Annotated in this window: 12 protein-coding genes; 9 read left to right on the plus strand and 3 right to left on the minus strand. The window is 45.7% G+C overall.

Annotated elements, in window-relative coordinates:
• Positions 1–274: 274 nt before the first annotated feature.
• From BUQ89_RS12005 to BUQ89_RS12045, 9 genes are all read left to right on the plus strand, one after another.
• Positions 275–1,195, plus strand: coding sequence for a branched-chain amino acid transaminase (locus BUQ89_RS12005; protein WP_028460803.1), 921 nt, complete (start codon positions 275–277; stop codon positions 1,193–1,195).
• Between the two features lie 25 nt (positions 1,196–1,220).
• Positions 1,221–1,424: a zinc-finger domain-containing protein gene (locus tag BUQ89_RS12010; RefSeq protein ID WP_074202617.1), complete on the plus strand. Its 204-nt coding sequence runs from the start codon at positions 1,221–1,223 to the stop codon at positions 1,422–1,424.
• Between the two features lie 122 nt (positions 1,425–1,546).
• Positions 1,547–2,923: a phosphomannomutase/phosphoglucomutase gene (locus BUQ89_RS12015; protein ID WP_028460802.1), complete on the plus strand. Its 1,377-nt coding sequence runs from the start codon at positions 1,547–1,549 to the stop codon at positions 2,921–2,923.
• Positions 2,924–2,959: 36 nt separating this feature from the next.
• On the plus strand, positions 2,960–4,570 hold the full coding sequence (locus BUQ89_RS12020) for an NAD+ synthase (RefSeq protein WP_028460801.1): 1,611 nt from the start codon (positions 2,960–2,962) through the stop codon (positions 4,568–4,570).
• Positions 4,571–4,657: 87 nt separating this feature from the next.
• Positions 4,658–6,163 (plus strand): M48 family metalloprotease, encoded by a 1,506-nt coding sequence (locus tag BUQ89_RS12025; protein ID WP_028460800.1) that lies wholly within the window; start codon positions 4,658–4,660, stop codon positions 6,161–6,163.
• Positions 6,164–6,271: 108 nt separating this feature from the next.
• Positions 6,272–7,408: an efflux RND transporter periplasmic adaptor subunit gene (locus BUQ89_RS12030; protein WP_028460799.1), complete on the plus strand. Its 1,137-nt coding sequence runs from the start codon at positions 6,272–6,274 to the stop codon at positions 7,406–7,408.
• A complete protein-coding gene (locus BUQ89_RS12035) occupies positions 7,408–8,160 on the plus strand; it encodes an ABC transporter ATP-binding protein (protein WP_028460798.1) in 753 nt (250 codons plus the stop codon). The genes BUQ89_RS12030 and BUQ89_RS12035 overlap by 1 nt, the downstream gene beginning before the upstream one ends.
• 96 nt (positions 8,161–8,256) lie before the next feature.
• On the plus strand, positions 8,257–9,480 hold the full coding sequence (locus tag BUQ89_RS12040) for an ABC transporter permease (RefSeq protein WP_028460797.1): 1,224 nt from the start codon (positions 8,257–8,259) through the stop codon (positions 9,478–9,480).
• Positions 9,481–9,987: 507 nt separating this feature from the next.
• Positions 9,988–10,599, plus strand: a complete 612-nt coding sequence (locus BUQ89_RS12045) for an exopolysaccharide biosynthesis protein (RefSeq protein WP_028460796.1) — start codon at positions 9,988–9,990, stop codon at positions 10,597–10,599.
• A gap of 24 nt (positions 10,600–10,623) precedes the next feature.
• On the opposite strand, the gene BUQ89_RS12050 is transcribed toward BUQ89_RS12045, so the two are convergent.
• The 3 genes from BUQ89_RS12050 to BUQ89_RS13315 form a co-directional block, all read right to left on the minus strand.
• On the minus strand, positions 10,624–11,025 hold the full coding sequence (locus BUQ89_RS12050; RefSeq protein WP_028460795.1) for a hypothetical protein: 402 nt from the start codon (positions 11,023–11,025) through the stop codon (positions 10,624–10,626).
• Complete coding sequence (locus tag BUQ89_RS12055) at positions 10,997–11,533, minus strand: CapA family protein (protein ID WP_051537497.1); 537 nt, start codon at positions 11,531–11,533, stop codon at positions 10,997–10,999. The genes BUQ89_RS12050 and BUQ89_RS12055 overlap by 29 nt, the downstream gene beginning before the upstream one ends.
• Positions 11,534–11,600: 67 nt before the next feature.
• The gene (locus BUQ89_RS13315; protein WP_177183570.1) at positions 11,601–12,419 is read right to left on the minus strand and encodes an alpha/beta hydrolase family protein; all 819 of its coding nucleotides are present in this window, start codon (positions 12,417–12,419) and stop codon (positions 11,601–11,603) included.
• Positions 12,420–12,700: the final 281 nt, after the last annotated feature.

Raw genomic sequence — 12,700 nt, forward strand, 5'->3', positions numbered from 1 at the left:
ATCTTCATATTTTAAAAGCAATATAAGCATCTAAGTATCGATTATTTTCGCTTCCACAAACGTAACCGTTCGCTTAAATTATGACGTAATAACAATTATTACGCAGCATCGCCCGCGCTCTTTCCAGACCAAGTAAGGTATGTTGGAGCTTTTAATGGATTGCTGATTGCTGCTATCCGAGCAGTTTACGTCTCTAAGTTTTTAACACCGCATAAAAAATACGTTAGAAATACGTTAGAATACGCGTTTTAGTAATTTTTTCAGGAGTCTCTGAATGTCAATGGCTAACCGCGATGGTGTAATCTGGTACGATGGAAAAATGGTTCCCTGGCGGGATGCCAATGTACACGTTCTTACACACACCCTGCACTATGGCGTAGGTGTATTTGAAGGCTTGCGCGCCTACCAAACTGCCCAAGGACCAGCAATTTTCCGGCTACAAGAACACACCGACCGTTTGTTTAATTCAGCACATATTTTCATGATGAAAATACCCTTTGACAAGGCCACTTTGATACAGGCCCAATGTGATGTTGTAAAACAAAATAATCTGGAATCAGGTTATATTCGTCCGATCGTCTTCTATGGCTCAGAAGCAATGGGACTTTCTGCTAAGACATTATCGGTACACGTTGCCATCGCCGCTTGGCCATGGGGAACCTATCTGGGCACTAATAGCCTAGAAGAAGGTATTCGTGTTAAAACCGCCTCATTTTCTCGTCACCATGTCAACACGAATATGTGCCGGGCTAAATCAGTTTCCACTTATGCAAATTCCATACTCGCTCATCAAGAGGTTGCAAACAATGGCTATGATGAAGCACTACTACTGGATGTGGATGGCTACGTGGCAGAAGGATCGGGAGAAAATATTTTCATTATCAAACAGAATAAACTTTACACACCCGATTTGACCTCCTGCCTGGAAGGCATTACACGGGCATCCGTCATAGAGCTGGCTGCGGAAATAGGTATTCCGCTCATTGAAAAACGAATCACGCGGGATGAAATTTATTGTGCCGATGAGGCTTTCTTTACGGGCACAGCCGCTGAAATTACACCTATTCGCGAACTTGACAACCGCACTATTGGCAGCGGCAAACGAGGTCCAATCACGGCCCGCTTACAAACCATGTTCTTTGACTGTGTCAAAGGCAAGGCTCAGAATCATATGGATTGGCTTTCTTTTGTTTGATTAAGCTTAACTGGAACACACTATTATGAACTCAACAACGAATAATAAGGCGCGGCAAATTGAAATCACAACGGATGATTTACCCTTGCATTGCCCAACACCCTCAATGCAATTATGGAATACGCATCCACGCGTCTTTCTCCCTATCGAGAATACCGGAGAAGCGTTGTGCCCTTACTGTGGTACACGCTATCTACTTAAGGGTGGCGCTATCGCTGGGCATCATTAAGCACTTTCATCTCTTGACGGGCCTATATTTCACTGGAAAATGAAATTAATAAATAATAATTTCACAAACCACAGCCTGCTTTAGTTCAGTTAACCCATTCCAATTATCTAATGAGATATGCCATGCATGATATTCCGCGTGAGATTTTTAAAGCCTACGATATTCGTGGCATCGTTAACCATACATTAACCAGTCACACCGTCGAAGCAATCGGTCATGCCATTGGTTCAACAGCACGTGCTCGTAATCTTACAGCCATTGCAATAGGACGCGATGGCCGATTATCAGGACCTGAACTCATACACGCACTGGCTCGAGGCATACAGAAGAGCGGCGTTAATGTGGTAGATGTCGGCATGGTTGCCACGCCAATGCTTTATTTCGCTGCACTGGAGTTATGTGATTATTCGGGTGTGATGCTTACAGGCAGTCACAATCCGCCTGAATATAATGGACTGAAAATAGTCCTGAATGGGGAAACGTTGGCTGCCGATGCAATCCAGGCATTGCGTTTGAGACTGGAAAATGACGATCTGGTCTATGGAGCAGGCAATTACAGTCAGTACAGCATTGCAAATACTTATCTCCAGCGCATCAGTGGCGATATTAAATTAGCGCGTCCAATCAAGATTGCTGTCGATTGTGGTAATGGCGTGGCAGGTGCTTATGCCCCCGCTCTTTATCGCAGTCTAGGATGTGAAGTCATCGAGCTTTTCTGCGAAGTAGACGGCACCTTCCCCAATCATCATCCAGATCCTTCTGTACCGGATAATCTGAGCGACATTATCCATACACTCAAGACCACCGATGCGGAAATCGGACTCGCCTTTGATGGCGATGGTGACCGTTTGGGGGTTGTGACGAAGGAAGGCAACATTATCTATCCTGATCGCCAGTTAATGTTATTTGCTGCCGATGTATTATCCAGGAATGCAGGCAGCCAAGTTATTTTTGATGTGAAGTGCACACGCAATCTGGCACCATGGATTGAGCAACATGGAGGCAAACCCATCATGTGGAAAACGGGCCATTCCTTCATAAAAGGAAAGCTAAAGGAGACCGGCGCATTGCTAGCCGGCGAAATGAGTGGCCACATCTTTTTTAAGGAACGCTGGTATGGGTTTGATGATGGCCTATACGCAGGAGCACGTCTGCTTGAATTGCTCAGCCATCAAACAGATATCAGCAGCGCCCTGAATAGTCTGCCTGACGCGCTCAATACACCGGAATTACAAATCAAACTTGCAGAAGGTGAGAACTATGCACTCATTGAAAAATTGCAAGCATCAGCAAAATTTAATCAGCCGGAACAGATTATCACCATTGATGGCCTACGCGTTGAATACAATGATGGATTTGGTCTGGCACGCTCATCCAATACGACACCGGTCGTTGTATTGCGCTTTGAAGCCGATAATGAAGCCGCGCTAAAGCGTATTCAAGAGGATTTCCGACAGAATATTCTACAGGCCAAGCCCGATGCCGTACTCCCATTTTAATCTGATAATCGTAGCAACTCACTCTATCTCAAAATCATGAAAGTTGCTATTGCTCAGATCAATTGTACAGTTGGTGATCTTGCCGGCAATTCAACCAAAATCCTGGAGGCTGTCCATCAAGCAAAACAGGCGGGCGCAGATCTTATTATTACGCCAGAACTTGCATTATCCGGATTTCCACCACTAGATTTACTACTACGCGAATCATTTTGCAGCGCCTGCGAGGATACGCTGGCAAAATTGGTGAATGAAATACAGGATATTACACTCGTACTGGGTCATCCAAGTTATCAGGCAGATAAACTTTTCAATGCAGCTTCGGTAATACGTAATGGTGAGGTGATTGCAGCTCACTATAAAAATAAGCTCAGTCACTCTCCTTTTTTTAACGAGCAGTACTATTTTGATACAGGAAGCTGTTCTGACACATTTGAATTAGCAGGCATCCGGTTTGGTATCAACATATGCGCTGATTTCTGGCAAGGTAATACCCAAACCAATCCCAAGCACCATGACATCGATATATTACTGGTTCTCAGCGCGTCATCCTACCATATCGACAAACAAGTCTCACGCTATCAGGTAACACGTCAATATATTCATGAGAATACGATCGCCGTCATTCACACTAATTTGGTCGGCGGGCAGGATGAGCTGGTTTTCGACGGCGCTTCTTTTGCGATGAATAAAAAAGGAGAACTGACACATCAACTGGGTGAATTCGTGGAAACCCTTGGCCTGATCGATATTCAGAACAGGCAATTCACAACGGAAAAGCTTGCGCCCGCACAATCATCAATAGCCAGCACTTACCAGGCCCTATGTCTTGGCGTTAAGGACTATATTGTTAAAAACAGATTCCCGGGTGTATTGGTGGGGCTTTCAGGTGGAATTGACTCGGCACTGACACTCGCCATTGCGGTGGATGCACTGGGTGCGGATAAAGTACAGACTGTCATGATGCCTTCCCAATATACGGCGGATATCAGCGTACAGGATGCGCACAAGATCGCTGATCTACTGGGTGTGCGGCATCATGTATGCGATATTCAATCGCTATTTCATCTATTTCTGGATACGTTTTCGGCCAAATTCCAGATACAGCCAACCACTATGAATACCAACACTACTCAGGAAAATCTACAAGCACGCATACGTGGCACGCTACTCATGGCACTTTCAAATCAATCCGGTTCTCTTGTACTCACCACTGGCAACAAATCTGAAATGGCAACCGGCTACTGCACACTGTATGGCGATATGGCAGGCGGCTTCGCGGTGTTAAAAGATATCAGCAAAACAATGGTTTATCAGCTGTGTCAGTACCGCAATCAACCGAAAGCGGTCATTCCAGAACGGATTATTCAGCGCGCACCCTCAGCTGAACTGCGCCCCAATCAAACCGATCAGGACAGCTTACCTCCCTATGAGGTATTAGACGTCATTATCGAAGCCTATGTCGAGAGAAATTTATCTGCGAGCGAAATTATAGCCATGGGCTATGCTGAAGCTGATGTGCGGCATATCATTCATCTAATCCATGCGAACGAATATAAACGTCGCCAGGCTCCGCTGGGTATTCGCATTACTCACTGTGACTTTGGTAAATCATGGCAATATCCCATCACATCGCGATATATCGGTTAACCGACGGCAAATAAGAACTGCTGCAGCAAGATACCTGTTTAATCACGATGTACTGGAACTTGGCTTGTAAACCGTTATCATATGGTCATGAGATTATACTATCTGATCATCGCGCTACCGCTTCTCTTGCCAGCAAATATTTTTGCGCATGAGTTACCCGATCTGGGTGATGTATCACAGGCGACTATTTCACCGCGGCAGGAGCGACAGATCGGGCTGCAGATTATGCGCCAGATCCGTACTGACCCCAGTTATCTGGATGACCCGGAAATAACCAGCTATCTCAATAACCTGGGCCATAAACTGATAGCCGGTTCGGGTGCAGCTCACCCCGATCAATCATTTGAATTTTTTGCGCTACAAGACCCTTCCATTAATGCATTCGCCTTACCCGGCGGATTTATGGGCTTTAATAGTGGTCTGATTATTGCAGCACAAAGCGAATCTGAACTGGCAGGTGTCATGGCGCATGAAATTGCACACGTTACCCAAAAACACCTGGCACGCATGATCTCTGGGCAAAAATACAGCATGCTCACTTCGCTCGCGGCACTCGCTGTTGCAATCATTGCAGCACGTTCAAATCCGCAAGCAGGACATGCCGTTCTGGCCACCACTCAAGCCAGCGCTATCCAGTCACAGCTAGACTTTACCCGCAAGCACGAAAAAGAGGCAGATCGCATCGGTCTCAACATACTAGTGGATGCCGGATTTGACCCGCAGGGAATGCCGGCCTTCTTTGAACGATTACAGAAAGCCGGACGCTTTCATGAAAATGGGGCGCCCTCTTACCTGCGCACACACCCACTGACTTTCGAACGTATCGCAGACATTCAAAATCGCACCCGGGAACTAACTTATCGTCAGGTTCCTGATAGTACGGATTTTCAATTGATACGCGCCAAACTCCGCGCATTCCAAGGAAATCCCAAAGATGCGGTTCTGCGCTTCAAAACACACCTGCATGATAAACGTTATACCAATGAAGCCGTGGAGCGCTATGGCCTTATCGTTGCCTTATTACGCGACAAGAAAACAAGCCAGGCAAACCGGGAATTAGAGCAACTGTATCAGCTTCTCCAGACAAACACGGTAAACACAACACTTAAAAATCATTCACTTGGCAAGACCATCCGGGTAGAACATAAAAATATACTCGCCGGGGCCATGATTGAAACATTGGCCGCCAGCGTCAAACTGGCAACCGGCCATATTGCTGAAGCGCTCAATATTTATCGCACCGCCCTCAATATCTATCCACAACATCGTGCATTAATTCATGGCTACGCTGCTGCCTTGCTTCAAAATCAGCAAACCGAAACAGCCCTTGAATTTATCAATAAACAATTACAATTTGCGCATGATGATATCCACCTTTACAGATTACAAGCACAAAGCTATGCTGTACTGGGAAACGATATGCTAAAACATCGTGCACAGGCAGAAGTATACGCTCGGCAAGGACAGCTGACTGACGCTATTGAACAATTACAAATTGCATTACAACATAATAATCGTAATTTTTATCAGTTATCCAGTGTGGAAGCACGCCTCAAACAATTGCAGGCGAAAGTTGCTGATGAAAAGGAATAATCGCTCAATGCCCACTCTTTGTATAATCATTCATAAACTACCTCCACTCGGCTGACATTAAACTTTCATTACTGTTCAGCCTAATACGGTACATACTAGACACCCATAATGCCCATATTCAGCAGCAAACGATTCTTCATCATTCTAATTCTATCAACCGCTGTCGCTGTTTTCTGGTATCGCTATGACAAGACAGGATCCGATCAAAACCAATATAAAACCGGCAAAATTGATCGAGGTGATATTGTACAAACAATTGCGGCTAACGGCACTTTGACGCCGGTAGTCTTGGTTAATGTTGGCACACAAGTCTCAGGAACAGTATCCAAATTATATGTCGATTTCAATGATGAAGTTAAAACAGGCCAGGTATTAGCGGAACTCGACCCGGCATTACTTCGGGCACAATTATATCAATCAGAGGCCAATCTTCTGAGCGCCCAGGCAACATTAAAGCTGGCTCAAAGCAAACTGAAGCGTAATCGCATACTTATGGAAAAGGGGTTCATCTCCATTGATGCACTGGATGTCATTGAGCAGGAACTGGATATAGCGCGTGCACAAATCGCAGCCAACAAAGCACAGGTTGCACGCGATCGCGCAAATCTCAATTACAGCATTATCAAATCGCCCATTTCCGGTGTAGTCATTGCACGCGATGTGGATATCGGACAAACGGTTGCAGCTAATTTCCAGACGCCTATATTATTCCAAATTGCCAAGGATTTACGGCAAATGCAAATTAATATCAGTGTTGCTGAAGCGGATATCGGTCAGTTACATATTGACCAACTCATCAACTTTACGGTCGATGCCTTTCCAGAACGTCAATTTACCGGCTTGGTCAAGCAGGTACGCCTTAACCCCAGCATCCAGGAAAATGTCGTAACCTATAATGTAGTCGCGATGGTCAGCAATGATGATGGCGTATTACTCCCCGGCATGACGGCTAATATTCAATTTATCGTCCATCAAAGAAATCGGGTGCTGCGCGTACCGAATGCCGCCTTACGTTACAAACCTAAAGAACAGGATAATGGCGATACAATGGAACATTCGGATAAACCCGTACTTTATCGCTTGGAGAATGACAAACCTGTTCCAGTCAAGGTTACAACAGGGATAACAGATAGCAGTTTTACAGAAATTATCGGGGGAGCAATTCAGGCGGATGACCGCGTTATTATACGTGAGATTCTCGCCAAGAAAGGATCAGAAAGTAAATTCAGATTTGGAATGTTCTAATGCTACCCGTTCACCCAGATACCGTCCCAGAAATACTCATCAAAGTAGCACAGCTCAATAAAAGCTATACGCTAGGCAATCATACCCATGGGCCTACTATCTGCAATCAGGTATTATTTGATATCAATATCGACATCAAGGCGGGAGAATTCGTTGCCATCATGGGGCATTCCGGCTCCGGAAAATCAACCTTAATGAATATACTCGGCTGTCTTGATACGCCAACCAGTGGAGATTATTGGCTGTCAGGGCGTAACATTGCCGCACTTCCCAATGATGAACTGGCACGCATACGCAATCGCAATATCGGTTTCGTGTTTCAGGGATTTAATTTATTAAAACGTATGACGGCCTTAGATAATGTCGCAATCCCCTTGCTCTATGCGGGCATTAATCGGACAATCAGCCGTCAACGGGCACTGGATTTATTGCACCGCACGGGTTTAGGAAAGTTTGCCCAGCACCATCCCAATCAACTTTCCGGTGGACAGCAACAGCGCGTTGCAATTAGCCGCGCCCTGATCAACCAGCCGCAATTAATTCTTGCGGATGAACCGACTGGCAATCTGGACTCTCAGACCAGTCGCGAAATCATGACGTTATTTGAACAACTGAACCGTGAACAGGGAATGACAATCGTACTCGTTACACATGAGGATGATATTGCAACCTATGCCAATCGACTAATCCGTTTAAAGGATGGGCATGTCATTTATGACCATAATCAACGTCCCGGATTACCCGCAGACTAACCGATATGTCACTCAGAAACGATCACAAGCAACCATCCCGATACGCCATTCCACAAATCCTATTTTGACTAATCCGATCACTACTCGACACATACGATGAACCTACTTGCCATTATCGGTGAAGCGCTACGCGCGCTACGCCTTAACCGCATGCGCACCGGATTAACCATGCTCGGTATGATCATTGGAGTAGCGGCCGTAGTGTTAATGCTGTCCATTGGCCAGGGTGCACAATCCAAAATCAACCAATCGATTGCTTCAATGGGAAGTAATTTATTTATCGTATTACCAGGTGCCACTTCCTCAGGTGGCTTAAGTTTTGGTAGCGGTAGCGTCAAAACTCTGACCATGAGTGACTCACAAGCCATTGCAGATTTACCTACAATTGAAGCAACAGGACCGGTCATAACAGGCACAGCCCAACTCAATTTCGGCGCTAATAACTGGAGCACGCTTATTACAGGAACAACGCCTGATTATTTTAAGGTGGGGAACTGGGAAATAGAAATAGGCACTATTTTCTCAGAATCAGATTTACGGGCTGCTGCCCGCGTAGCCATTCTGGGTGAAATCACTGCAAAAAAACTATTTGGCGAAACAGATCCGATCGGTAAAACCATACGCATCACGAATCGCCCTTTTTTGGTTATCGGTGTACTCGCTGCCAAAGGACAGAGCCTAAGCGGCCGCGATCAGGATGATAACGTATTTATACCCCTGACAACCAGTGAACGGCAAATTACCGGAAATCAGTTTCCAGGATCCATACGGTACATGCTGGTACAAGGAGAATCCGCAGCGGTGATGGACGAAGCTGAATCCGAAATTACGCAGCTGCTTCGTCAACGGCATCGTATTGCATCGGGTATGGAAAATGATTTCACAGTACGCAATCTAACCGCGATTGCAGAAGTCGCGACGGGTGCGGCCAGGATCATGTCACTCGTCTTGGGAGCCATCGCTTCAATCTCGCTGCTGGTCGGTGGCATTGGCATCATGAACATCATGCTGGTATCGGTAACCGAGCGTACCCGCGAGATTGGCATCCGTATGGCCATTGGCGCTAACCGCCGCGATATCCTGACTCAATTTCTACTGGAAGCACTCATGATTTGCAGCATGGGGGGGCTGATTGGCATCCTACTCGGTATTGGGGGTGCCTGGATTGTCAGCCAGGTAGCCGATATGCTGATCGTCGTCACGTTCGGCATGGTGAGTCTGGCATTTGCTTTTGCTTCAATAGTAGGCGTATTCTTCGGTTTTTATCCGGCCAAAAAAGCAGCCGCACTTAAACCCGTCGAAGCGCTCCGGTATGAATAATTCCAATAACCTTAATTGAATAGAAAATATCGTCTCCATCTGTCAGACAGAGCCTCACGCTGTTATCGGATCGGATTCGATTTCATCATAGTGCAGCATCGCCTGATACCCTGAAAAGATATAACTCACTTTATACACAAACTGACTCATTGAATAATGGAAATAACATGCGATAACGAGCTTCTTATAAAGAATAGAACGCTGATCTCAAAAGAATATGACAAATCGTGTCTGATTATTTTGAGTTGTTACGTAATTTAATCGCTTTCTACCAAAATGCGCGAAAAAACCCGTCATCCAGAACTAGAATGAATAGCGCCTAATTATTAAGGGCAGGACACATCCAGCGAGCTTATGAAGTGAACGGCGCAGTCATGCCGTCAGCAACCAAAATCCTCTGAGGCGACTCAGGCTATCTCAGCCTGAACGCAGTAGGAACCTCTTCATTCATGAAGAAGAGGATACCAATTGATAAATGATATTGATACGGAAATAAGGAAGTAACAAATGAAGAATAATGAGCATACCACTTCTGACTTGCTCGAAATAGTCGTCGCAGTCAACACACAAGAAAGTATGACAGTAGGTGAAATCAAGAATGCACTGCATGAACGTGGATTTGGTATTTTAATGGCGATCGCCGCTTTACCACTCTGTCTCCCGATACCTGTTCCGCCAGGCTATACTACCTTTTTTTCCATACCACTCTTCATTTTCTCGGTACAAATGATCTTTGGTATGGGTTCGCCATGGTTACCCGCCTGGATAGAAAGAAAACAAATCAAGCACACCAATCTTGAGAAGCTGGTCGTCAAGGCAAATCCATGGCTACGTAAAATTGAAGCCCGCATGCAACCACGACTCACTTATATCGGTGCACATATGTGGGAAAGAGTTATCGGTATTTTTTCCTTTGTATTTGCGGTCTCGATTGCCGTCCCATTTCCTTTGACCAATTTTCTACCAGGCTGGGGAATACTCATTATGTCGCTCGGACTACTCAATAAGGATGGGCTTACTATGTTAGTTGGCATGATCATCGGTACGATTGGTGTGGGGATCACCATGATCATTCTGGTTTTTTTATGGATGGGCATATCTGTTCCATCATTCTATTAGCGCTATTTCGTCAATAACGTCATTTCACATAAAACGCAGCATACTTCGCGAATAATGCCATTTAAGTGTAGGATAAATACGACAGACAGGATAAAAAATAATCAGCACAAGCAAAGTCGTCAGATATGTCTGTCCCAGACCGTCAGGATTCAGAACCAGACTCAGCACAGTCAGCACGCCAAAATGAGCCAGATAGAAAAAAAGCGCGGTTTGTCCATAAACGAGAACAGGCCCGTTCCGGCATACATTGACGACTGATTCCAACCGTATCAGTGCGGCCAGTATGATTGCCATCAAACCCAGCTCCAACAGGATATAGGCCAGACTGGGCGGATACTTGCTGGCGTGTAGCCAGTGTACAATCGAATCACCTTCAAGGTACATCAACATGTTGCCATCATAGCCATGGTTGCTGCGAATCAGCATAAAACAAGCCAGTGCCAGCAGCTGCAATACACGGTAAATTACAAGGATACATGCGATAATGTATCCCTTTATCCAGCCAGTAATCATCACTTTGCGTGACAGCAGTTTCCAGATTGATGATTTTCAAATCAGGCCTGACTCGGTCAAACTCAGCGATGGCATCTCCCCAGATATAAGCGAGGTCCACTGACCTCGGGATAGAACCACTCACACTTTCCGCCAATGCAACGTAACTCAGGGTGCTGATCATATAGGATTCATGTAATACTGGCTTATTGGGGTGAGCCAAAATCTGATCGATACCACGGCCTGTCATCACATCACCGCACAAAAACAAAACCAGATTATCTGGCTCTTTATCAGAATGGGGTTGGATCTGATTCATCGTATCCGTATGTTGTAAGTTAGCACCACGTTTGCGGGCCCAGGTATCATATAACCAGAGACCAGGCATTGTGCCAGTCAATCCACTGAGGCCCATAGTCAGAAATTGACGGTGGTTCATCATATCCCTATCCATCCTGGCATTTCCCTTGATGTCGACCACGACAGGCTATTCAACTACCGAGGGCGAATTAATCAGCCATGGCCTCTTTTAATAGAAATGACTTGACGGCCCTGATGCGCCGGGTATGTACTGACCTGTTCTGATCCATAAACGGATGCGCCATTTCAGGATCGATCATAACAGCTGCTCCTCGAGCCCTAGCTAACTCAACCAATTCCTCTGACCGCACCGGTTTAACAACAGCGTCTATCAGGCCAGTGATCAATAATAGATTTGAGGCATCTTCCGGTAAATTTTCAACCGGATCGTACGTTTGCGGGCAACCGTAATCTGATAATCGACTGGGTGTCGAATCGATCACTATCGCGCTATCCTCTGTCGTGCCATTTAATGCATTCAACAATACAATGCCGCCAAAAGACATCCCATAAAAAAGACGGGTTGAATAGTGTTTTGAATCCAGGTAGGCTATAACCGCCTGGTAGTCATTCACAATGGCTTTAAATCTGGGTTTTCCCTCTGATCTGCCATAACCGCGATAATCAAAAATATAAACATCAATACCGGCTTGAGAAAATTCTGTAAAACTGCTCAGTACCTGATCAGCCAGCATCGCATTGCCTTGTGCCACCAACAAATAACCTTTCGCACCGGTGCCCGGATCACGTTCGGACGACGTAGCTCTCAGCCGATACCCTTGCAGCATTCGACCATCCGTAGTTGAAACGGAAATAGACTCAGCGTTAGAAAGATTCGCTATGCGCGCCGGTCTCGGCGCACCCGCCAGGCTGCTCCAGAACCAGAAAATAACAGGTTCCCTGATACCACATACTGTTTTTTCCAGCGCCAATCCCATTGTCCACCCGGAACCAGTAAAACATAACATTAACAGCCATAATAAAACCAGCGAGCACCTGTTTCCCTGCCTTCGCATCGACTTTAAAGCTCCCGTCACACATGCTAGTCGAGAAGTCGTTATCTGCTGAATTCGCTGTAACCGGTTTCCCTCATGCACTGTCTGTTTAGAAAAAGATCTACAGTGCTGAACAGGCGTGAATAATGAGTCTGATTTCAGTAGATGAACCATGCCAGCTTCTCCTATCAATCAGCATCCAGTGAAAACACAAAAATAACAACCACCAGACCAATCGCTTTTCTTTTCCCTCT

The organism is Nitrosomonas cryotolerans ATCC 49181, assembly GCF_900143275.1.
Lineage (GTDB): Bacteria > Pseudomonadota > Gammaproteobacteria > Burkholderiales > Nitrosomonadaceae > Nitrosomonas > Nitrosomonas cryotolerans.